This window comes from Schumannella luteola (assembly GCF_013408685.1).
GTDB classification, from domain to species: domain Bacteria; phylum Actinomycetota; class Actinomycetes; order Actinomycetales; family Microbacteriaceae; genus Schumannella; species Schumannella luteola.
The window spans coordinates 3,331,215-3,352,903 of record NZ_JACBZY010000001.1 but is presented as its reverse complement, the minus strand read 5'-3'; the positions used below and the strand labels follow the sequence as shown (position 1 = coordinate 3,352,903).

The following is a 21,689-nucleotide window of genomic DNA, read 5'->3' as shown; positions in this document are numbered from 1 at the left end:
GACCTGCACCATCGACCCCTCACAGCCCACCACGACCATCCCGTCGCTGCACCACGAGAAGGACACCATGAAACGCACCGCACTCCTGCCGTTCGTCGCCCTCGCCGCCGTCACCGCCCTGACGCTGTCGGGCTGCGTCAACAACGAGGCCGACACCCCTGCCGCGAGCGGCGCCGCCGCCGATGTGAAGAAGGACGACGCGGCCGCCAAGCTGCTGCCGGCCGACATCGTCAAGGCCGGCACGCTGACCCTCGGCACCGACGCGACCTACGCGCCGAACGAGTTCAAGGACGCCGACGGCAACCCGATCGGCTGGGAGATCGAGCTCGCGGATGCCATGGCCGCGAAGCTGGGTCTGAAGACCAAATACCAGGTCGCCAAGTTCGACAACATCATCCCGGGCATCACCGGCGGCAAGTACGACATCGGCCTCTCCTCCTTCTTCGACACCCAGGAACGTCAGAAGCAGGTCGATATGGTCGACTACTACCAGGCCGGCATCCAGTGGGCGACGCCCGCGGGCAAGACCGTCGACCCCGACAACGCCTGCGGCATCACCCTCGCCGTGCAGAACGGCACGACCGAGGCGCTCGACGACGGCCCCGCCAAGTCGAAGGCCTGCACGGATGCGGGCAAGCCCGAGATCAAGCTGCTCGGCTACGACACGCAGGACGACGCCACCGCCGCCGTGACGCTCGGCCGCGCCGACGCGCTCTCGGCCGACTCGCCCGTCACGCTCTACGCCGTCAAGCAGTCGAAGGGCAAGCTCGAGGTCGCGGGCGACCCGTACTCGGTCTTCCTCTACGGCATGCCCATCGCGAAGGACCGCGGCACGCTCGGCCAGGCCCTCCAGGCCGCGCTGCAGTCGCTGCAGGATGACGGCACCTACGCGAAGATCCTCAAGAAGTGGGGCGTCGAAGACGGCGCGATCGACAAGATCGACATCAACGGGGCCACGAGCTGACGATGAGCGACACCACCTCGACGGGCTCGGCGCGCTCCGGCGCCCCGAGCCCGTCGGGCGCCTCGCCCGACCCGATCAAGGCGATCCCGCTGCGCCATCCCGGCCGCTGGATCATCGCCGTGGTGCTGGTCGTCATCCTGGCGCTCTTCGTCTACGACGCCGCCGTCAACCGGCCCACCTACGACTGGCCCTCGGTCGCGAAGTACCTCTTCGACCGCCGCGTCTCGCAGGCCGTGCTCGTCACCCTCGAGCTCACCGTGCTGTCGATGATCGGCGCGATCCTGATCGGCGGGCTCGTCGCGGTCATGCGCCTCTCGCCGAACCCGGTGCTGCGGGCGCTCGCCTGGGTGTTCGTCTGGATCTTCCGCGGCACCCCGGTCTACGTGCAGCTCGTCTTCTGGGGCCTGCTCGCCACCATCTACAAGACGATCACGATCGGCATCCCCTTCACGACCGCCGCGGTCAGCTGGACGACGCAGGAGGCGATCAGCGTCTTCTGGCTCGCCGTCATCGGCCTCGCGCTCAACGAGGCGGCGTACATGTCGGAGATCGCGCGCGCCGGCATCCTCTCGGTCGACAAGGGCCAGGATGAGGCGGCCGTCGCCCTCGGCATGACCTGGGGTCAGACGATGCGGCGCATCATCCTGCCGCAGGCGATGCGCGTGATCATCCCGCCGACCGGCAACGAGGTCATCTCGATGCTGAAGACGACCTCGCTCGTCACGGCGGTGCCGCTCTCGACCGACCTGTACACGCGCACGCGCGATATCTCGGCCGAGACCTTCAACCCGATCCCGCTGCTCATCGTGGCGTCGATCTGGTACCTCGTGATCACCTCGGTGCTCATGGTCGGCCAGTACTTCCTCGAGAAGCGTTTCGCGCGCAGCACGCGGTTCATCGACGTGGGCGGCAACCCCGTCGCGCCGACGGCCGCTGCGGCGGAGCCGACGACGGCAGGGGAGAGCAACGAGAGGGGCGGCGCATGAGCGACACCGCATCGAGCAGCGCTTCGGCGGCGTCCACCGCATCCGGGGCTCCCGCGGCTCCCGCGGCGCGGGCCGCCGAGCCGATGGTGCGCGCCGAGAGCGTCATGAAGAGCTTCGGCTCGAACACCGTGCTCAAGAGCATCTCGCTCGAGGTCGGGCGCGGCGAGGTCATGTGCATCATCGGGCCCTCCGGCTCGGGCAAGTCGACGTTCCTGCGCTGCATCAACCACCTCGAGAAGGTCAACGGCGGCCGCCTGTTCGTCGACGGCGAGCTCATCGGCTACCGCCAGCGCGGCGACAAGATCTACGAGCTGCACCCGAAGGAGGCCGCGCTGCAGCGCCGCGACATCGGCATGGTGTTCCAGCGGTTCAACCTGTTCCCGCACCTGACCGTGCTCGAGAACATCATCGAAGCGCCGCAGCGGGTCAAGCGGCAGGGTCGGGATGCGGCCGTGAAGCGCGCGACCGAGCTGCTCGCCCGCGTCGGACTCGCCGACAAGGCCAAGGCCTACCCGGCGTCCCTGTCGGGCGGCCAGCAGCAGCGCGTCGCGATCGCCCGCGCGCTCGCGATGGAGCCCAAGCTGCTGCTGTTCGACGAGCCGACCTCGGCGCTCGACCCCGAGCTCGTCGGCGAGGTGCTCGACGTCATGAAGAGCCTCGCGGCCTCGGGCATGACGATGATCGTCGTCACGCACGAGATGGGCTTCGCCCGCGAGGTGGCCGACAGCCTGGTGTTCATGGACGGCGGCGTGGTCGTCGAGGCCGGCGACCCGCGCCAGGTCATCACCGACCCACAGCACGAGCGCACGAAGGCGTTCCTGTCGAAGGTGCTCTGAGCGGCGCCGGCTGCGTCACAGGCACCGGCTCGCGATAGAGCGGCCCGCATCCTCGTCTCCCATCTCGGCGGGGGAGGGATGCGGGCCGATTCCGTCGCGGCCCGCGTCGGCCGGGCCTGCCCGCTCACTAGGCTGGTGCGGCCATGACAGCCGGTGATCGCCCCGCCTCCGCGCCCTCGTCCCTCGTCGCCCCGATCGCCGCTGGACTCGTCGGCGCCGTGACCGGCTTCGCGAGCTCGTTCGCGCTCGTGATCGCGGGGCTCACCGCCGTCGGCGCGACCGCCGCCGAGGCCGCATCGGGGCTGCTCGCGCTCTGCCTCGGGCAGGCGCTGCTCGCGATCGTGCTCAGCCTGCGCTTCCGCCTGCCGCTCTCCTTCGCCTGGTCGACGCCGGGCGCCGCGGTGCTCGTCGCCGCCGGCGCCGCATCGAAGGGACACGACTACACCGGCGCGGTCGGGGCGTTCCTCGTGGCCTCGGCGCTCATGGCGATCACCGGGTTCTGGCCGTGGCTCGCGCGGATGGCGACCAGCATCCCGAAGCCCATCGCGAGCGCGATGCTCGCCGGCATCCTGTTCCCGATCTGCGTGTCGCCGGTCACCGCGACCGTGGAGCATCCGTGGCTGGCGCTGCCGCCGATTGTGATCTGGCTCGTGCTGAGCCGGCTCGCGCCGCGCTGGGCGGTGCCCGCGGCTGTCGTCGCGACGGCCGTCGCCGTGCTGGTCGCCGCCGGGCCGGACTGGGCCGAGGGGCTCTCGCTCGCGCCGGTCGTCACGTTCACGGCCCCGACCTTCGACCCGGTGCTGATCGTCAGCCTCGGAGTGCCGCTGTACCTCGTCACGATGGCCGGCCAGCAGATCCCCGGATTCACGGTGCTGCGCGCCTTCGGCTACGAGGCCGCCCCGACCCGCACCCTTCTCGCCTCGACCGGCATCGTGTCGGCGGCGACGTCGACGCTCGGCGGCTTCCAGGTGAACCTCTCGGCCCTGACCGCCGCGATCATGGCCGGCCCCGACTCGCACACGCCGCACGAGCGCCGCTGGATCGCAGCGGTCACGGGCGGCGCCGCCTACCTGCTGCTGGCCTTCGGCGCCGGTGCGGCGGGAGCCCTCGTGCGGGCGAGCCCGCCCATCCTCATCGAGTCGGTCGCCGGCCTCGCCCTGCTCGGCGCTCTCATCACGGCGATCACCGGCGCACTGGAGGATGTGCCGAACCGCATCGTCGCGATCGCGACCTTCCTGGTGGTCGCCTCGGGCATCAGCATCGCGGGCATCGGCTCGGCCGTCTGGGGGCTCCTCGCCGGCGGCGCGATCATGCTCGTGCTTCGCGTCGGGCGCCGCCGCGCCGCTGACTGATCGGCGGAATCCTGAGCGCGGGATCCGGGCGTCTGACCCCGACGCGTCGTGCGGTGAGTTCGCCGGCACGATCGCAATTCAGGATCCGTCGCCGCGCAATTCAGGATCCGACCGGGATTCCGGCCGTTATCCGTGCGGATCCCGCCGCTGATCCTGAATTGCGAAACCGATCCTGAATTGCGAAGCACCCGGGTTGCGGAGGGAGAGCGGAGGACGACGAGTCCGCTCACCAGTGCGGGTCGGCGCCGCCGCTCCGCCGACTGACCCGCGGAATCCTGAGCGGCGCGACGGCGTTGCAGACCGGGTGAGCGCACCTCTCTCGATCCTCGACCTCGCCCCCATCGTCAGCGGCGGCGACCACGCCTCCGCCCTCGCCGAGACCATCGCGGTCGCGCAGGCGGCGGATGCGGCGGGCTACTCCCGCTTCTGGGTCGCCGAGCACCACGGCATGCCCTCGATCGCCAGCTCGGCCCCCGCCGTGCTCATCGGCGCGATCGCGGCGGCGACGGAGCGCATCCGCGTCGGCTCGGGCGGGGTCATGCTGCCCAACCACTCCTCGCTCGTGATCGCCGAGCAGTTCGGCACCCTCGTCGCCCTGCACGGCGACCGCATCGACCTCGGCCTCGGCCGCGCCGCGGGCACCGATCCGACCGTGTCGGCGGCGATCCGGCGCAACGTCGGCGCCGAGACGGTCGACGACTTCCCGAACCAGGTGATCGAGCTGCTCGCCTACTTCGGCACGATCCCGCCGCTCGAGAGCGGGCAGGGTGGCCGCATCGTCGCGATCCCCGGCATGGGCGACTCGCCCGAGCTGTGGCTGCTCGGCTCGAGCGACTTCAGTGCGCGCCTCGCCGGGATGATGGGCCTGCCCTTCGCCTTCGCGCACCACTTCGCGGGCGGCGAGATGACCGACGTGGTCTTCGACCTCTACCGCCGGGCGTTCACGCCCTCGGTCGTGCTGCGCGAGCCGCGCTCCGCCGTCGCGGTCGCGACCGTCGTCGGCGACGACGACGCGGATGCCCGCCGCCGCGCGCTGCCGCAGGCCCTCGTGCAGCTGCGCATGCGCACCGGGCGGCTGCCCGCGCGCATCCCGACGATCGAGGAGGCGGAGCAGCACCCCTGGACCGCCGCCGAGACCGAGTGGGTGGATGCGCGCCTCGCCCAGCAGGCCGTCGGCTCGGAGGCGACGGTGCGGGCCGCCCTCGACGCGCTCACCGCCCGCACCGGAGCCGACGAGATCGTGCTCGCCGTGCAGGGTTCACGCCTCAGCGACCGCCTCGACACCGTGCGGGCGCTCGCCCCGACCCCGACCCCGACCTCGACCCCGGCCTGAGCCGAGCGGGGTCCCCTTTCCGACGGCGGGGCGTCGTCACCCCGCGCTCGGACGGAACCCCGCGCTCGCGGCCGGGCCTACTCCAGGCCGCGGCGCTTCAGCAGCGGGGCGAGCTCGGCGGGGCGCCCGCGGAACTCGCGGTACGACTCCAGCGGGTCACGCGAGCCGCCGATGCCGAGCACGAACGCGCGGAAGCGGTCCCCGTTCGCGCGCGTCATGCCGCCGCTCTCGCGGAACCACTCCACCGCATCCGCGTCGAGCACCTCGCTCCAGATGTAGGAGTAGTAGCCGGCGTCGTAGCCGCCCGAGAAGGTGTGCGCGAAGTAGGTCGACGAGTAGCGCGTCGGCACCGCGGGGTTGTCGAGGCCGACCTCGGCCAGGGCCGCAGCCTCGAAGGCGGCGACGTCGGTGACGGATGCGGCCTCCGACGCCGAGAGCCGGTGCCACGCCTGGTCGAGCAGCGCCGCGGCGAGGTACTCGCTGGTCGAGAAGCCCTCGTTGAACTGCTCGGAGGCGTGCAGGCGGTCGACGATGCCCTGGTCGAGCGGCTCGCCGGTCTCGACATGCTTGGCGTAGTTCGCGAGCACCTCGGGCCACAGCATCCACATCTCGTTGACCTGGCTGGGGAACTCGACGAAGTCGCGGTAGACGTTCGTGCCCGAGAAGCGCGGATAGGTCACGTGGGCGAGCAGACCGTGCAGCGCGTGGCCGAACTCGTGGAACAGCGTGTTGACCTCGTCGAGCGTCAGCAGCGTGGGGGATCCGGCCGGCGGCTTCGGCACGTTGAGGTTGTTGACGACGATCGAGGTGGGGATGCCGAGCAGCTCCGACTGGGAGATGAGCGGGTTCATCCACGCGCCGCCGCGCTTCGAGTCGCGCGTGTACAGGTCGAGCACGTAGAGCCCGAGCGCGCTCCCGTCCTCCTCGAACACCTCGAACACGCGCGCCTCCGGGTGGTATGCCTGCAGCTCGGGGCGCTCCTCGAAGGTGAGTCCGTATACCTGGCCGGCGGCGAAGAAGACGCCGTCGCGCAGCACCTGCTCGGCCTCGAACCAGGGGCGCAGGGCCGCGGTGTCGACGTCGTACTCGGCGGCGCGCACCTTCTCGGTGAACAGCGCCCAGTCGTGCGCCGCGATCGGCTGACCGGCCTGCTTCTCGAGGGCCTCCTGCTCGGCGCGGGCGTTGCGCGCGGCGGCGGGCGCGAGGCGCTCGAGCATGCCGGCGACCGCCTCGGGCGTCTTCGCCGTCTGGTCGGCGGTGACGGCGGCGGCGTGGCTGGCGAAGCCGAGCAGCTCGGCCCGCTCGGCGCGCAGCCGCACGATCTCGAGCAGCACCTCGCGGTTGTCGTGCTCGCCGCCGTGGATGCCGCGCGAGCGCGACGCGGTCATGATGCGCTCGCGCACCTCGCGGTTCGTCAGCGAGGCCAGCCACGGATGACCGGTGAAGAGCGGCAGCGTGACGAGCCAGGCGTCCTCGATCCCGCGCTCGCGGGCGGCCCCGGCTGCCGAGGCGATCTCGCCGTCGCCGAGCCCGTCCAGCTCGGCGCGGTCGCGGATGACGACGGCCAGCTCGTTCGTGTCGGCGAGCAGGTTCTTCTCGAAGCGCGTCGTCAGCGTCGACAGCCGCGCGTTGAGCTCGCTGAGCTTCGTCTTGGCCTCGTCGTCGAGGCCGGCGCCCGCGAGGGTCATCTCGGTGTGCCAGCGCTCGACGAGGTAGCGCTGCTCGGGCGTCCAGTCGGCGCTCTCGCGCCCCTCCCAGAGCGTGGAGATGCGCCAGTAGAGCTGGCTGTCGAGGCGGATCGCATCGTTGTGCGCGGCGAACTTCGGTGCGTACTCCTCTTCGAGCGCGTTCGTGGTGTCGTTCGAGTCGGACGACGACTTGTTGAAGAACACGTGCAGGGCCCGATCGAGGATGCGGCCGGAGCGCTCGAGCGGCTCCATCGTGTTCTCGAAGGTCGGCATCGACCGCACGCGCGTGATGTTCGCCACCTCCGCCCGCTGCTCGGCCATGCCCTCGTCGAAGGCGGGGGCGAAGTGCTCGTCGCGGATGTCGGCGAAGGGCGGGAGACCGTGGGGGAGGGTGCTCGGCTGCGAGAACGGGGTGGTGGTCATGCGCTCCACCCTAGGACGAAGCCGCGCGATGATGCAGAGAAAGCGTTGCAAAGAAAGTCTTGCAAAGAAGTGTTTGCAAGAAGTATCTTTGCACCATGACCTCCACCGATCCGGTCGCTGCTCCGGACCCCGCTCACGACGCGGGTGCGCACGCCGCGTTCGGCCGCACCCTCGATGCGACCGCGCTCAAGGCCTACGCGCACCCGCTGCGGGTCGCGATCGTGGACGCGCTCTCGACCTTCGGCCCCGCCACCGCGAGCGGTCTCGGCGATCGGCTCGGGGAGTCGAGCGGGTCGACCAGCTACCACCTGCGCCAGCTCGAGAAGCACGGCTTCGTGCGCGAGGTCGAGGGCCGCGGAACCGCCCGTGAGCGCTGGTGGGAGCGCGTGCCGGGCGGCATCTCGCTCGACCCGAGCGCCTTCCGGGCCGGCGGGGGGATGCGCGCCGCGAGCGAGCTCATCCAGGCCGAATGGGAGCACCGCCGGCGCCGTCAGCTCGACGAGTTCCTCGCGCACGGCGACGAGCTCGGCGAGAAGTGGATCGACCGCGCCACGATCTCGACCGCGAACCTGCGTCTCACCGGGCCGCAGCTGGCGAAGCTGAGCAAGCGGCTCATGGAGGTCGTCGACGAGTTCGTCGTCACCTACCGCGACAGCACCGAGCCCGGATCCCGTCCCGTGCAGGCGCAGCTCAACGTCTTCCCGGTCATGGGCGGCGACGTCACTCCCGGTGACGAGGCCGGCGAGGACGCCGCCGACGGAGACGCTGCTTCCGGCTCCACGACCGCATCGAAGCACGACCGGAAGGAGGGATGACCATGTCCGCCGCGATCCACACCCCGGCTCTGGGCGTGCGCCCGAGCGGCGGCGCGACCCTCGCCGTCTACCGTCTCGGCGTCGCGCTGACCGTCTGGGCGCGTCGCCGCGCCGCGGAGTCCGCCGAGCGCGATGCGCGAACCCGCGCCGATGCGACGCTGCTGCGCGAGAACTCGCGCGCCCGCGTCGAGCGCGAGCGCCGCGCCGAGCTGCAGCGCGCGTTCCTCACGCGCTGAGGCCGCGAAGCCGGGCGCCGCCGTCGCGACCGCCGCACCGGCCGCGCCCGGGCTCAGCCGTCCTCGGGCTGCGGCGCCTCGATCACGGCCTCGTCTGCGGCGGGGGAGTACCGGATCGTCGTGCCGTCATCCAGCTCGACGACCGGCCGGCCCTCGAGCCAGGTGAGCGTCCAGCGCCTGACCGTGGTGTCGACGCCTTCGGCGGCGAGCTCCGCCTCGACCTGGCGCACGGCCGTCACGACCGCCTCGGGCAGGCGCGGCGGGGTGTCCGCCCCGACGCTCCACCGGGTTCCGAGCTGCATGACTGCTCCTCTCGAGGATGCGCGACGACGCGGTTGCGCCGCCGACGTCGTGGCCTAGAGCTTCTGCTCGTAGGTCAGCCAGGTCGTGCGCTGCGCGATCCGGTCGTAGACCCGCTGGGCGCGCTCGTTCGACGCGGCGGTGATCCAGCGGAGCGTGCCGCCGTGCCCGTGCTCGCGTCCGCCGCGGGCGATCTCGCCGAGGCGGGCGATGAGCGCCGTCGCCGCACCGCGGCCGCGGGCGGCTGGGGCGGTGAACAGGTCGTCGAGGTACCAGTCGCGCTGGCGGCTGAAGGTGTCGGGGTGCGAGCGGTAGTGCGCGAAGCCGACCAGCGCGTCACCCTCGGCCGGGTCGACGGCGACGAGCGCGTCGACACCGGAGCCCGCGGTGACGAGCAGTGCGCCCACGTGGTCGAGGTGCGCGTCGTCGAAGACCGTCTCGTAGAACTCGCCGTAGGCGCGGAAGAGCTCGCGCCAGGCGGCGACGTCATCGGCCGTGATCGCGCGGATCACGAGCCCCGACTCGGTCGTGACGGGGGCGAGCGCACCCGAGTCGTCCGCGCTGTCGGGACCGACCGTGACGTCGCCGCCGGCGCTCACGCCTGCTGCTCCTCGAGCACGATGTCGCTCACGGCGACTTCGTCGGCCTCGACGTGCGTCAGGTCGGCGATGCGGCCCACGGCGCGCAGGTCGTCGAGCGCGCCGGCGAGGATCGCCGGGCCGGCCAGCGTCGCCGAGGTGACGGGCGTCTTCTGCGAGGCCTTCGCATCCGTCTTCGCCCGGCGGATGCCGATGAGCGCCGCGCTGACGGCCGGCAGCAGCCCGCTCGGCTCGGCGGCGCCGAGCTCGCGCAGCTCCGAGGCCTGCGGCCAGGCGGCGGTGTGGATGGAACCCTCGTGGGTCCACGACCACACCTCCTCGGTGGCGAAGGGGATGACCGGCGCGAGCAGGCGCAGCAGCACGTCGACGGCGGCGCGCAGCGCGGTCACGGCGCTCGCCTGCGTGGCGCCGGATCCCGTGTAGGCGCGCTCCTTGACGAGCTCGAGGTAGTCGTCGCAGAAGGTCCAGAAGAACTGCTCGCTCAACTCGAGCGCGCGGGCGTGGTCGAACTGCTCGTAGGCGGCGGTCGACAGCTCCACCACGCGGGCCAGCTCGGCCAGCATGTCGAGGTCGAGCGGCTCGGTCACCGCGGCCGCGGCCTCGTCGAACGGGAAGGAGTAGACGAACTTCGCCGCGTTGAGCACCTTGATCGCCAGGCGGCGGCCGATCTTGATCTGCTTCGGGTTCTGCGGGTCGAAGGCCGCGTCGGTGCCGAGGCGCGACGAGGCCGCCCAGTAGCGCACCGCATCCGATCCGTGGTCGTCGAGCATGCCCGCCGGGGTGACGACGTTGCCCTTCGACTTCGACATCTTCTTGCGGTCGGGGTCGACGATGAAGCCCGAGATGCCGGCGTTCGTCCACGGCACGGTGCCCTCTTCGAGTTGGGCGCGCAGCACGGTCGAGAACAGCCAGGTGCGGATGATGTCCTGCCCCTGCGAGCGCAGCGAGTAGGGGAACACGAGGTCGAAGAGCTCCGGGTCGGTGCCCCAGCCGGCCGCGATCTGCGGGGTGAGCGACGAGGTCGCCCAGGTGTCCATGATGTCGAGCTCGCCGACGAAGCCGCCGGGCACGCCGCGCTGCGACTCGTCGTAGCCGGGGGCGGTGTCGCTCGAGGGGTCGATCGGCAGCGCGTCCTCGCTCGGCACGATCGGCGAGCCCTGCACGGGGTTGCCGTCGGCGTCGAGCGGGTACCAGACGGGGATCGGCACGCCGAAGAAGCGCTGGCGCGAGATCAGCCAGTCGCCGGTGAGGCCGTTGACCCAGTTCTCGTAGCGCACGCGCATGAAATCGGGGTGGAAGTCGATCTGCTTGCCGGCCTCGAGCAGGCGCTGCTTGAGCGCCTCGTCGCGGGCGCCGTTGGCGATGTACCACTGGCGGGTCGACACGATCTCGAGCGGGCGGTCGCCCTTCTCGAAGAACTTCACCGGGTGCTGGATCTTCTTGATCTCGCCGATCAGCTCGCCCGACTCCTGCAGCAGCTCGACGATGCGCGCCTTCGCGCTGAACACGGTCTTGCCGGCCAGTTCGGCGTAGGCGGAGCGGCCCGCGTCGGTGAACAGCTCGGCGGCGGGCGCCTCCGACACGAGGCGGCCGTCGAAGCCGACGACGGTGCGGTTGGGCAGGTCGAGCTCGCGCCACCAGGTGACATCGGTCGTGTCGCCGAAGGTGCAGATCATGGCGATGCCCGATCCCTTGTCCTTCTGCGCGAGGTGGTGCGCGAGCACGGGCACCTCGACGCCGAACAGCGGCGTCGTCACGGTCGTGCCGAAGAGGTGCTGGTAGCGCTCGTCGTCGGGGTGCGCCACGAGGGCCACGCACGCCGGCAGCAGCTCGGGACGGGTGGTCTGGATGTCGATCACGCCGCCGTCGGGACGGTGGAAGGCGAGACCGTGGTACGCGCTCGGCTGGTCGCGCTCCTCGAGCTCGGCCTGCGCCACCGCGGTGCGGAAGGTCACATCCCACAGGGTGGGCGCATCCGCCTGGTACGCCTCGCCGCGGGCGAGGTTGCGCAGGAAGGCGCGCTGGGCGGCGCGCTGCGCCTCGTCGCCGATCGTGCGGTAGGTCAGCGTCCAGTCGACGCTGAGGCCGAGCTTGCGCCACAGCTCCTCGAACTGCACCTCGTCTTCGGCGGTGAGACGCTCGCACAGCTCGACGAAGTTGCGGCGCGAGATCGGCAGCTGGTCGGCGGCCTTGGTGCTCTTGCCCTCGCCGCCCTCCTGGGGCGGGGTGAAGTCGGGGTCATAGGGCAGCGTCGGGTCGCAGCGCACGCCGTAGTAGTTCTGCACGCGGCGCTCGGTCGGCAGGCCGTTGTCGTCCCAGCCCATCGGATAGAAGAGGTGCTTGCCGCGCATGCGGTTGAAGCGCGCGGCGAGGTCCATGTGGGTGTAGCTGAAGACGTGGCCGATGTGCAGGCTGCCCGAGGCGGTCGGCGGCGGGGTGTCGATCGCGAAGACGCTCTCCTTGCCGGCGGCGAGAGCCGCGGCGCGGTCGAAGGAGTAGGTGCCCTGCTCGGCCCAGGCGGAATCCCACTTCGGCTCGAGGCCCTCGAGGGCGGGACGGTCGGGGATGCGGCTGCTTCCGGTGTCGGGAGTGCTGTCGCCGTGCGCGTCGGACATGAGGGCTCCGCTTTCGCTTCGATTTAGGCGGCACCGAGTCGGATGGTGAGGTGCCTGAGTGTGGGATCTCGCGCGAGTCTACCGCCGGGTCGAGCGGCGGGGCGGGCGACCCCGGGAGCCGGGCCGGGGGACGAGCGGTCCGGATCCCGGAGTCGAGATCCGCTCGTCCTTGAGCGGCGAAAAGCTATCACGTGTCACCCATTCGGGGGGTCTTTTCTCGATCTCCACAAGAGTCGCTTCGGACTCCGAGGAACGCCCTGGGAATCCCCTCACCGCCGACAGGCTCAGAGGCACCTCAGAGGCGCAGGACGCGATCCCAACCAGATCGCCTCCGCTCGACAGCGCCGCACGGGGGAAGAACCGAAACGATCGATTGGGGAGAACATGACGACGACGAGGTTCCGGATCGGAGCGACGACGGCGGCACTGCTGCTCGGCGGCGCCGCCTTCGCCGCGGGCGCGACCAGCGCGCAGGCGGCACCCGCCGCGGCCGACGCGAGCGCGCAGGTCGCGCACTACGCCGTGCCGAGCACCAAGGCGGCCACGGCCGCGACGTACTGGTCGGCCGACCGGATGCGCGCCGCGGCACCCGCCGACACGCTCATCAGCGCGGGCGAGCGCACCGCATCCACCGCCGCCCCCGCGAAGGGGAAGGCTGTGACCTACTCGGCCAACGCGGTCAGCCCGAAGGCCGGATCGCCGGCCCCGGTGTCGCACATCGGCAAGGTGTTCTTCACGCTCGGCGGGCAGGACTACGTCTGCTCGGGCAACTCGATCAGTTCGAGCAACGGCAGCGTCGTCGCGACCGCCGGTCACTGCCTCAACGAGGGCCCCGGCGACTTCGCCACCAACTGGGTCTTCGTGCCGGCCTACGACAACGGCAGCGCACCCTACGGGCAGTTCGCCGCGACCGACCTCTTCACCACGAACCAGTGGAAGAACGACGGCGACATCACCTACGACACCGGATTCGCGGTGGTGAGCGGCGACGGCAACCTGGCGGATGAGGTCGGCGCGTCGCCCGTCTCGTTCAACCAGGACCGCGGCCTCGGATACGCCGCCTTCGGCTACCCGGCCGGATCGCCGTTCAACGGCGAGACGCTGAAGTCGTGCACCGACAGCTCGTCGAGCGACGACCCCTTCGGCCAGTCGGAGTCGCAGGGCATCGACTGCGACATGACCGGCGGATCGTCGGGCGGACCCTGGTTCATCGGCAGCGGCTCCGGCGGCACCCAGAACTCGGTCAACAGCTTCGGCTACGACGGCGTCGCGAACACGATGTTCGGACCGTACTGGGGCTCGGCCATCCAGAGCGCCTACCAGGCGGCCTCGGCGGCGTAAGAGGGCCGCGCCGCGTCAGCGGGGGAAGGAAGGGCGCCCCGGGGGATTCCCCGGGGCGCCCTTTCGTGTGCGTCGTGAACGGCCGCGCTGTATGCGGAATCAGCCGCCGGTGGTCGTTCCACCGGTGCCGGTGCCGGTGCCGGTGCCGGTACCGGGGTCGGTGGGGGGATCCGTCGGCGGAGCGACGATGCTGCGCTTCACCTGCACGGTCTTCTGGACACTTGCCGTGCCGCCGTTGGCGAAGGCCGTGAGCGTGAACGTCTGGGAATCCTGGGCGCAGTTGAATCCAACATCCTTCCCACCGGTCGATGACGGTTCGGGGCTCGCGCCGTCGACCGACACGTAGTCGGCGTTCTTCACCGACCAGCTCAGGTGCACATCGACGTAGCCGGTCGCGGCCGGGCACGTCACGGTCGCCTGATTCGACGTGAACGAGTTAATGACCGGGGCGGGGATCTGGGCGGGCGGTGCGACCGGCGGAGCACTCGACGCCGGGGCGCTCGGCGTCGCGCTGGGCGTCGCACTCGCCGAGGGCGAGGCGCTCTTCGACGGCGACGCGGAGGTCGAGGTCGACGGCTTCGACGACACCTCGCCGGCCGCGCTGTCCTTCTCGGCGTCACCCCCGCCGCGGGTGAACAGCACGATCAGCAGGATCGCGATGCCGATCACGAGCACGCCGCCGATGCTGCCGAGGATGATGAGCGGCTTCTTCGACGGCCCCTCGTCCTCCTCGGGCTCGTCGTCGCCGCCGGTACTCGCGAGCGGGGTGAAGAGGTTCGGGTCGAAGCGGGTCGCCGTCGTCTTGGCGGCCGGCGCGGCGCCGGGCGTCGCGTAGCCGGTCGGGTAGACGGTGGTCGCCGCCTGCGACGGCGGTGCTGCCGGCGGCACGGCGCCGAAGACCTGGGTGACGTCGTCGTTCGCCGGCGGCGCGGCATCCGCGCCGGCGTTCGCTCCCGCTGCTCCGGCGCCGCCCGTCGGGTCGTTCAGCCAGGGGAAGGGATCGGCCGTCGTCGGAGCGTCGCCGGCGGCATCCGCGGCGGGCGTGCCATCGGCCGGAGTCCAGGGGCGGTCGCCGGCGGAGAGCGGCTCGGTCGGCGGCGGCTCCTCGGCGGAGCCGTGCGCGGCGCCGGCTGGGGAGTTCTCGCCGAAGCCCAGGCCCAGCGGATCCTCGTCGTCGTGCGGCGTGCGTCCGTCGCTCATGGTGTCTCCATTCCCCGCCGACGGCAGGTCGCCGACAGCCTACGAGTCGTCGGCGCGCCGACGGCTCAGGCGCGAGCGCGGGTCACCGTTCCGAGCGCGGGGTGCCGTCACCCCGCGCTCGGAACGGGACCGCGCGCTCGCGCCCGTCGACGACGGCTCAGGCCTCGAGCAGGCTGTCGACGGGGCGGCGCCAGCGCGCCGCGAAGATCGCCGAGACGAGCGTCAGCGCCGAGAGCACCGCCAGCACGATGCCGGGATGCCACCACGCGTTGCCGCTCGCGGCGCCGATCGCGGTCGTGATCAGCGGGATGAAGCCCGAGATCGTCGCGGCGACCGCGTAGGCGATCGACAGGGCGCTGTAGCGGATGGGCCCGCCGAACACATCCGCCATCAGTCCGCCGAGTCCCGCCCACGCGAGGGTGGGCAGGATGCCGCCGATGATCATCGTGCCGACGAGGATCGGGAAGGTCGCGAACTGCAGCAGGAAGTACATCGGGAACGTGATGATCAGCGTGCCGATCGCGCCGATCAGCACGACGCGCGCCGAGCCGATGCGGTTCGCCCACACGCCGAACAGCGGGATCGTCACGAGCTGCAGCGCGCTGCCGATCAGGGTCGCGAGCGAGAGCTCCTCGTACTTGAAGCCGAGCACCGCGACGCCGTAGCTCAGCGTGTAGGTGTTCATGAGCGAGTACGAGCCGATGCCGAGCAGCGCGGCGCCGATCGCGACGATCATCGCGAGCGGGTGCTTCGCGAAGGCCGACAGCACGGGCACGCGCTCGAGGCGGTCTTCGGCCACGAGGGCCTTGAACAGCGGCGTCTCGTCGATGCGCAGCCGAAGCCACAGCGACACGAGCAGCAGCGGGAAGGCGAGCAGGAACGGGATGCGCCATCCCCACGCCGCGAGATCCTCGGGCGGCATGACGGCCGACAGCACGATCACGAGCGTCGCGACGATGCCGGTTCCGACGGGCGAGCCGAGCTGGGGCAGCGCGGCGTAGAGGCCGCGGCGCTTCGGCTCGGCGTGCTCGACCGCGACGAGGATGCCGCCGCCCCACTCGCCTCCGAGGGAGAGCCCCTGCAGCAGGCGGATCACGACGAGCAGCAGCGGAGCCGCGACGCCGATCGTGTCGTAGCCGGGCAGCAGGCCGATCGCGCCGGTCGCGACGCCCATCAGGGTGATCGTGATGAGCAGCGTCTGGCGGCGGCCGAGGCGGTCGCCCACCCAGCCGAAGATGATCGCGCCGATCGGGCGCACCACGTAGCTCAGGGCGAACAGCGCGAAGGCCTCGAGCCGGCCGACGAAGGGATCGTCGTTCGGGAAGAACACGCTCGCCGAGAAGAAGGCGCTGAAGTAGGCGAAGAGGTAGAAGTCGAAGCTCTCGAGGGAGCTGCCGAGGAAGGCCGCCCACACGGCCCGGCGAGCGGGTCGGCGGTCGGGGGAGCCGGTCACGGCCGTCGGAACGGCGGGATCGGTGGGACCCGAGGGTCCCGACGGGTTCTGGTCGAGTTCGGCGGTGGGCACTTTGCCGCCGTGGATATCGGTCACGAGAAACGGAGCCTACTGGCGCGCCGCGGTATTCCCGAGCGGCGGCTAGAATCTTCGTCACAGACGTCGATCCGGCCATCACCGGGGAGTCCTCGGAAGAACGGTGCACGGCCGCGCGAGCGGCCGCGCATCCACTAGACCCGAGCGGGCGGCCCGTCACAGCCGAGAAGAGCGGTCGCAGGGATGCGGCAAGCGAGGTGGTACCGCGGCGCAAGTCGTCCTCGTGCGAGACAGATCACTCATCCGGATCGACAGCACGAAGGACCGCGCATGTACCCCCGCACTTCCTCCGCCTCCGGCGCGAACGCGATCGGCGACAGCGCCGCGACCGGCGCCACGACGCCGACCGGCGTGCCCGCCAGCCCGCGCTTCCCCGAGATCGAGTCGGGCATCCTCGCCTTCTGGAAGGGCGACGACACCTTCCGCGCGTCGGTCGAGAACCGCGAGGGATGCGACGAGTGGGTCTTCTACGACGGCCCGCCCTTCGCGAACGGCCTGCCGCACTACGGCCACCTGCTGACCGGCTACGCCAAGGACCTCTTCCCGCGGTACCAGACCATGCGCGGCAAGCAGGTGCACCGCCGCTTCGGCTGGGACACTCACGGCCTGCCGGCCGAGCTCGAGGCGATGCGCCAGCTCGGCATCACGACGAAGGACGAGATCGAGGAGATGGGCGTCGGCGCCTTCAACGCCGCCGCCCGCGCGAGTGTGCTGCGTTACACGCAGGAGTGGAAGGACTACGTCACCCGTCAGGCGCGCTGGGTCGACTTCGAGAACGACTACAAGACGCTCGACACGAACTTCATGGAGAGCGTGCTCTGGGCCTTCAAGCGACTCTGGGACAAGGGCCTCGCCTATGAGGGCTTCCGCGTGCTGCCTTACTGCTGGAACGACGAGACGCCGCTGTCGAACCACGAGCTGCGCATGGACGACGACGTCTACAAGGTGCGCCAGGATCCCTCGGTCACGGTGACCTTCCCGCTCGTCGGCGAGAAGGCCGAGGCGCTCGGCCTGACCGCCGTGAAGGCGCTCGCCTGGACGACGACCCCGTGGACCCTGCCGACCAACGCGGCGCTCGCCGTGGGGCCGGCGATCGAGTATGCCGTGCTGCCCGCCGGACCGGATGGCGCCGCCGACGGCGCGGCCGAGGGCCAGTCGCTCTACCTGCTCGCCGCCGACACCGTCGCCGCCTACGCCAAAGCGCTCGGCTACGCCGATGCCAAGGCTGCTCAGGCCGCCGTTCAGCGCACCGTCGTCGGCGAGGAGCTGCGCGACGTGCACTACGACCGTCTGTGGGACCACTACGCCGACGCCCCCGGCAACGAGAACGCCTGGCGCGTGCTCGTCGCCGACTACGTCGCGACCGGCGAGGGCACCGGTGTCGTGCACCAGGCGCCCGCCTACGGCGAGGACGACCAGGTCGTCTGCGCCGAGGCCGGCATCCCGGTCATCCTGTCGCTGGATGACGCGGGCCGCTTCCTGCCCGCCGTCACCGAGGTCGCCGGGCAGCACTGGTTCGAGGCGAACACGCCGCTCATCCGCCTGCTGCGCGCCGAGGGCCGACTGCTGCAGGAGCGCAGCTACGAGCACAGCTACCCGCACTGCTGGCGCTGCCGCAATCCTCTCATCTACCGCGCCGTGTCGAGCTGGTTCGTGCGCGTGACCGAGTTCCGCGACCGCATGGGCGAGCTCAACCAGCAGATCACCTGGGTGCCCGAGAACGTCAAGGAGGGCCAGTTCGGCAAGTGGGTCGCGAACGCCCGCGACTGGTCGGTGAGCCGCAACCGCTTCTGGGGCTCGCCCATCCCGGTGTGGAAGAGCGACGACTCTCGTTACCCGCGCCTCGACGTCTACGGCTCGCTCGACGAGCTGCAGCGCGACTTCGGCCGCCTGCCGCTCAACGACGCCGGCGAGGTCGACCTGCACCGGCCGTTCATCGACGAACTCACCCGTCCGAACCCCGACGACCCGACGGGTCAGTCGACCATGCGCCGCATCTCCGACGTCTTCGACGTGTGGTTCGACTCCGGCTCGATGCCCTACGCGCAGGTGCACTACCCCTTCGAGAACCGCGAGTGGTTCGACGGGACCGACACCGCGAACGGGCACAACCCGGCCGACTTCATCGTCGAGTACATCGGGCAGACCCGCGGCTGGTTCTACGTCATGCACGTGCTCGCGACGGCGCTGTTCGACCGCCCCGCGTTCTCGAACGTGATCAGCCACGGCATCGTGCTCGGCAGCGACGGTCAGAAGATGTCGAAGAGCCTGCGCAACTACCCGGACGTCAGCGAGGTCTTCGACCGCGACGGCGCGGATGCGATGCGCTGGTTCCTCATGGCGTCGAGCGTCATCCGCGGCGGCAACCTCATCGTCACCGAGGAGGGCATCCGCCAGGGCGTGCGCGAGTTCCTGCTGCCGCTGTGGAGCACCTACTACTTCTTCACCCTCTACGCGAACACGGCGGGGGAGAGCGGGTACGAGGCGCAGTGGCGCACCGACTCGGCCAACGAGCTCGACCGCTACCTGCTCGCGAAGACCCGCGTGCTCGTCGAGCAGGTCACCGGTCACCTCGACGCGCTCGACAGCCCGCTCGCGGCCCAGGCGCTGCGCGACTTCGGCGACGTGCTGACCAACTGGTATGTGCGCCGCAGCCGCGACCGCTTCTGGTCGGGTGAGGATCGCGACGCCTTCGACACGCTCTACACCGTGCTCGAGACGGTCACCCGCGTGGCCGCCCCGCTGCTGCCGCTCGTGACCGAGGAGATCTGGAAGGGCCTCACCGGCGGCCGCAGCGTGCACCTCGAGGACTGGCCGGATGCGTCGGCCTTCCCCGCCGACGACGCCCTCGTCAGCGCGATGGACCGCGTCCGCGCCGTCGCCTCGTCGGGTCTCGCGCTGCGCAAGGCCAGCGGGCTGCGCGTGCGCCTGCCGCTCGCCGGACTGACCGTCGTGGGCGCCGGCGAGGGGCTCGACGGCTTCGCCGAGGTGCTGCGCGACGAGCTCAACGTGAAGAGCGTGAGCTTCGTCGCCAAGCTGCCCGGTGCGAGCGTCGCCCGTCGTCTGACCGTGAACGCGCGCGCCCTGGGCCCGCGCCTCGGCAAGGACGTGCAGCGCATCATCAAGGCCGCCAAGGCCGGCGACTGGGCGGAGGCCGACGGCACCGTCGTCGTCGACGGCACGCCGCTCGAGGCGGGCGAGTTCGAGCTCGTGCTCGAGCTGCCGGAGGGCGGCGACGACCGCGCCTACGCCGCGCTCGACGGCGACGCCTTCCTCGTGCTCGACACCGCGCTCACGCCCGAGCTCGAGGCCGAGGGCACCGCGCGCGACGTCGTGCGCGCCGTGCAGCAGGCCCGCAAGGACGCCGGGTTCGAGGTGAGCGACCGCATCCGCCTCGTCGTCGCCGGCGACCCCGACGTGGCGCGCGCCGTGCTCGCGCACGCCGACCTGATCCGCGGCGAGACGCTCGCGCTCGACCTGACCGCCCTGCCCGAGCAGGCGGCCGTGATCGAGGGCGCGGCGGTCTCGGAGGCCAAGGTGGGCGACAATCGGACTGTGAGCATCCAGGTGGCCCGAGCGTGACCGACGAGCTGAACCCGACCGCCGCATCCGGCGGCGAGGACGACGACCGCGCCGCGGCCGACGCGCTCTACCGCGAGCTGCTCGACCGCATCGGCGAGTCGAACCCGCAGCCGCGTCTCGAGCCGACCCGTCGGGCGCTCGAGCTGCTCGGCGACCCGCAGAACTCGGCCCCGGTCATCACGATCGCGGGCACGAACGGCAAGACCTCGACCAGCCGCATGATCGAGTCGCTGCTGCGGGCGAGCGGGCTCAAGCCCGGTCTGCTCACGAGCCCGCACCTCGTGCGGGTCAACGAGCGCATCATGATCGACGGGGAGCCGATCAGCGACGCCGCCCTCGTGGCCGGCGGCGACGACATCCGCCCCTACCTGCTCATGGTGGATGCGGAGCTCACCGCGAACAGCGAGCCGCCGCTGACCTTCTTCGAGGCGCTGACGGTGCTGGCCTTCGCCTGCTTCGCCGACGCGCCGGTGGACGTGATCGTGCTCGAGGTGGGCATGGGCGGCGAGTGGGACTCCACCAACGTCGCCGACGCGCAGGTCGCCGTCTTCTGCCCGATCGACCTCGATCACCAGGCGCGCCTCGGCAACACGATCGCCGAGATCGCCCGCACCAAGTCGGGCATCATCAAGCCCGGCGCGAGCGTCGTCACGGCGATGCAGACGATCGAGGCGCTGGACGAGATCCGCGCCCGTGCGGGGCAGTTCGAGGCCGAGGTCGCGATCGAGATGCAGGACTTCGCGCTCGAGTCGACGACGGTCGCGGTCGGCGGGCAGCTGCTCGACATCCGCGGGCGCGCCGCCCGCTACGAGGGCGTGTTCCTGCCGCTCTACGGCGACCACCAGGCGCAGAACGCGATCGTCGCGGTCGCCGCCGTCGAGACCTTCCTCGGCGACGGCACCCGCCCGCTCGACGCCGACGTGCTCGCCGAGGGCCTCGGGCAGGCGACCTCGCCCGGCCGGCTGCAGCTCGTCGGCATCGAGCCGACCGTGCTCGTCGACGCCGCCCACAACCCGCACGGCGCCCGCGCGCTCGCCAGCGCGCTGCAGGAGTACTTCGACTTCGACGAGCTGGCGCTCGTGGTCGGCATCCTCGCCGACAAGGACGCGCACGGCATCCTCGCCGAGCTCGCCCCGGTCGCCGCGCGCTTCATCGTGACCCGCTCGAGCTCCGAGCGGGCGATCGCCGCCGACGAGCTCGACGAGACCGTCGCCGAGCTGGGCGTGCCGCACACCGTCGTCGACGACGTCGAGGATGCGCTGCGCGAGGCCCGCGGCTGGGCCGCCGAGTCGCCGCGTCGCGCGGTCGTCGTCGCCGGCTCGATCACGCTCGTCGGCGACGTCATCGCGCTCGCCGACGCCGAGGACTGGAAGCAGCAGTGAGCGGCGCGAACCAGGCCGCCGCCTCCGGGTCGGGCCGACGCCCGCGCCGCGAACGGGGCGTGCGCGAGTCGCTGCTCTCCGTCGCGCTCGTGCTCGAGGCGATCATGCTGATCTTCGCCTCGCTGGCCCTGTTCGGCCTGCGCTCGCTGCCTCCGGGCGCCGCCCTCGGCGGGGGAGCGGCGTTCATCGTCGTGCTGCTCATCACCGCCTCGCAGACCCGGCACCGCTGGGCCCAGATCCTGGGATGGGTGCTGCAGTTCGCGCTGCTCGCCTGCGGCTTCGTCGACCCGTCGATGTTCATCGTCGGCGCGATCTTCGTCGGCATCTGGATCTGGTGCGTCGTCAAGGCCGGCCGCATCGAGAGGCAGCAGCGCGCGGCGCGGCGCTGAGCCGCATCCGCCTCGCAGCGGCAGCACCCCACCGACTTCAGACCCGGCGCATCCAGCGTCGCCCGTTCCGCGAAGACCACCCCCAACGGAAGGACACGA

Annotated in this window: 17 protein-coding genes; 11 read left to right on the top strand and 6 right to left on the bottom strand. The window is 71.3% G+C overall.

From position 1 onward, the window contains the following. Positions 1–67: 67 nt before the first annotated feature. From BJ979_RS15285 to BJ979_RS15265, 5 genes are all read left to right on the top strand, one after another. Positions 68–964 carry an ABC transporter substrate-binding protein gene (locus tag BJ979_RS15285; protein WP_179569215.1) on the top strand — a complete coding sequence of 299 codons (897 nt, stop codon included), beginning with the start codon at positions 68–70 and terminating at the stop codon, positions 962–964. A gap of 2 nt (positions 965–966) precedes the next feature. Next, entirely contained in the window at positions 967–1,950 is a 984-nt protein-coding gene (locus BJ979_RS15280) for an amino acid ABC transporter permease (RefSeq protein WP_179569214.1), read from the top strand. 83 nt (positions 1,951–2,033) lie between these two features. Further along, a complete protein-coding gene (locus tag BJ979_RS15275) occupies positions 2,034–2,786 on the top strand; it encodes an amino acid ABC transporter ATP-binding protein (protein WP_179570429.1) in 753 nt (250 codons plus the stop codon). 143 nt (positions 2,787–2,929) lie between these two features. Beyond that, the gene (locus BJ979_RS15270; RefSeq protein ID WP_179569212.1) at positions 2,930–4,138 is read left to right on the top strand and encodes a benzoate/H(+) symporter BenE family transporter; all 1,209 of its coding nucleotides are present in this window, start codon (positions 2,930–2,932) and stop codon (positions 4,136–4,138) included. A 304-nt stretch (positions 4,139–4,442) separates the two neighbouring features. Beyond that, a complete protein-coding gene (locus BJ979_RS15265; RefSeq protein WP_179569210.1) occupies positions 4,443–5,471 on the top strand; it encodes an LLM class flavin-dependent oxidoreductase in 1,029 nt (342 codons plus the stop codon). Positions 5,472–5,548: 77 nt separating this feature from the next. Here BJ979_RS15265 and BJ979_RS15260 read toward each other — a convergent pair whose 3' ends face one another. Further along, positions 5,549–7,582, bottom strand: coding sequence for a M3 family metallopeptidase (locus BJ979_RS15260; protein WP_179569208.1), 2,034 nt, complete (start codon positions 7,580–7,582; stop codon positions 5,549–5,551). Positions 7,583–7,677: 95 nt separating this feature from the next. Here BJ979_RS15260 and BJ979_RS15255 point away from each other — a divergent pair, with 95 nt between their 5' ends. Both BJ979_RS15255 and BJ979_RS15250 read left to right on the top strand, forming a co-directional pair. Continuing rightward, the gene (locus BJ979_RS15255; RefSeq protein ID WP_179569206.1) at positions 7,678–8,397 is read left to right on the top strand and encodes a helix-turn-helix domain-containing protein; all 720 of its coding nucleotides are present in this window, start codon (positions 7,678–7,680) and stop codon (positions 8,395–8,397) included. Between the two features lie 2 nt (positions 8,398–8,399). After that, on the top strand, positions 8,400–8,633 hold the full coding sequence (locus BJ979_RS15250) for a hypothetical protein (RefSeq protein WP_179569204.1): 234 nt from the start codon (positions 8,400–8,402) through the stop codon (positions 8,631–8,633). Positions 8,634–8,686: 53 nt separating this feature from the next. On the opposite strand, the gene BJ979_RS15245 is transcribed toward BJ979_RS15250, so the two are convergent. The 3 genes from BJ979_RS15245 to valS are packed head-to-tail and all read right to left on the bottom strand — an operon-like array spanning position 8,687 to position 12,147. Then, on the bottom strand, positions 8,687–8,935 hold the full coding sequence (locus tag BJ979_RS15245) for a hypothetical protein (RefSeq protein ID WP_179569202.1): 249 nt from the start codon (positions 8,933–8,935) through the stop codon (positions 8,687–8,689). Positions 8,936–8,989: 54 nt separating this feature from the next. Continuing rightward, positions 8,990–9,532 (bottom strand): GNAT family N-acetyltransferase, encoded by a 543-nt coding sequence (locus BJ979_RS15240; RefSeq protein WP_179569200.1) that lies wholly within the window; start codon positions 9,530–9,532, stop codon positions 8,990–8,992. Next, complete coding sequence (gene valS / locus BJ979_RS15235; RefSeq protein WP_179569198.1) at positions 9,529–12,147, bottom strand: valine--tRNA ligase; 2,619 nt, start codon at positions 12,145–12,147, stop codon at positions 9,529–9,531. The genes BJ979_RS15240 and valS overlap by 4 nt, the downstream gene beginning before the upstream one ends. Before the next feature lie 384 nt (positions 12,148–12,531). Between valS and BJ979_RS15230 the strand changes: the two genes are divergently transcribed. Further along, positions 12,532–13,488: a trypsin-like serine peptidase gene (locus tag BJ979_RS15230; protein ID WP_179569196.1), complete on the top strand. Its 957-nt coding sequence runs from the start codon at positions 12,532–12,534 to the stop codon at positions 13,486–13,488. A gap of 99 nt (positions 13,489–13,587) precedes the next feature. Here BJ979_RS15230 and BJ979_RS15225 read toward each other — a convergent pair whose 3' ends face one another. After that, on the bottom strand, positions 13,588–14,688 hold the full coding sequence (locus BJ979_RS15225) for a flagellar basal body-associated FliL family protein (protein ID WP_179569194.1): 1,101 nt from the start codon (positions 14,686–14,688) through the stop codon (positions 13,588–13,590). 157 nt (positions 14,689–14,845) lie between these two features. Further along, positions 14,846–16,237, bottom strand: a complete 1,392-nt coding sequence (locus BJ979_RS17975; protein WP_343046731.1) for an MFS transporter — start codon at positions 16,235–16,237, stop codon at positions 14,846–14,848. Positions 16,238–16,507: 270 nt separating this feature from the next. On the opposite strand from BJ979_RS17975, the gene ileS reads away from it, so the two are divergent. From ileS to BJ979_RS15205, 3 genes are read left to right on the top strand one after another with little or no spacing between them, the layout of a single operon-like run. Further along, entirely contained in the window at positions 16,508–19,819 is a 3,312-nt protein-coding gene (ileS, locus tag BJ979_RS15215) for an isoleucine--tRNA ligase (RefSeq protein WP_179569192.1), read from the top strand. Next, on the top strand, positions 19,816–21,201 hold the full coding sequence (locus tag BJ979_RS15210) for a bifunctional folylpolyglutamate synthase/dihydrofolate synthase (RefSeq protein WP_343046730.1): 1,386 nt from the start codon (positions 19,816–19,818) through the stop codon (positions 21,199–21,201). Before ileS ends, BJ979_RS15210 begins: the two co-directional genes overlap by 4 nt. Further along, positions 21,198–21,590 carry a DUF4233 domain-containing protein gene (locus tag BJ979_RS15205; protein ID WP_179569190.1) on the top strand — a complete coding sequence of 131 codons (393 nt, stop codon included), beginning with the start codon at positions 21,198–21,200 and terminating at the stop codon, positions 21,588–21,590. Before BJ979_RS15210 ends, BJ979_RS15205 begins: the two co-directional genes overlap by 4 nt. Positions 21,591–21,689: the final 99 nt, after the last annotated feature.

Coding starts and splice junctions, on each gene's coding strand:
- BJ979_RS15285 (WP_179569215.1), top strand. CDS start 68: ATGAAACGCACCGCACTCCTGCCGTTCGTCGCCCTCGCCGCCGTCACC.
- BJ979_RS15280 (WP_179569214.1), top strand. CDS start 967: ATGAGCGACACCACCTCGACGGGCTCGGCGCGCTCCGGCGCCCCGAGC.
- BJ979_RS15275 (WP_179570429.1), top strand. CDS start 2,034: ATGGTGCGCGCCGAGAGCGTCATGAAGAGCTTCGGCTCGAACACCGTG.
- BJ979_RS15270 (WP_179569212.1), top strand. CDS start 2,930: ATGACAGCCGGTGATCGCCCCGCCTCCGCGCCCTCGTCCCTCGTCGCC.
- BJ979_RS15260 (WP_179569208.1), bottom strand. CDS start 7,582: ATGACCACCACCCCGTTCTCGCAGCCGAGCACCCTCCCCCACGGTCTC.
- BJ979_RS15255 (WP_179569206.1), top strand. CDS start 7,678: ATGACCTCCACCGATCCGGTCGCTGCTCCGGACCCCGCTCACGACGCG.
- BJ979_RS15250 (WP_179569204.1), top strand. CDS start 8,400: ATGTCCGCCGCGATCCACACCCCGGCTCTGGGCGTGCGCCCGAGCGGC.
- BJ979_RS15245 (WP_179569202.1), bottom strand. CDS start 8,935: ATGCAGCTCGGAACCCGGTGGAGCGTCGGGGCGGACACCCCGCCGCGC.
- valS (WP_179569198.1), bottom strand. CDS start 12,147: ATGTCCGACGCGCACGGCGACAGCACTCCCGACACCGGAAGCAGCCGC.
- BJ979_RS15230 (WP_179569196.1), top strand. CDS start 12,532: ATGACGACGACGAGGTTCCGGATCGGAGCGACGACGGCGGCACTGCTG.
- BJ979_RS15225 (WP_179569194.1), bottom strand. CDS start 14,688: ATGAGCGACGGACGCACGCCGCACGACGACGAGGATCCGCTGGGCCTG.
- ileS (WP_179569192.1), top strand. CDS start 16,508: ATGTACCCCCGCACTTCCTCCGCCTCCGGCGCGAACGCGATCGGCGAC.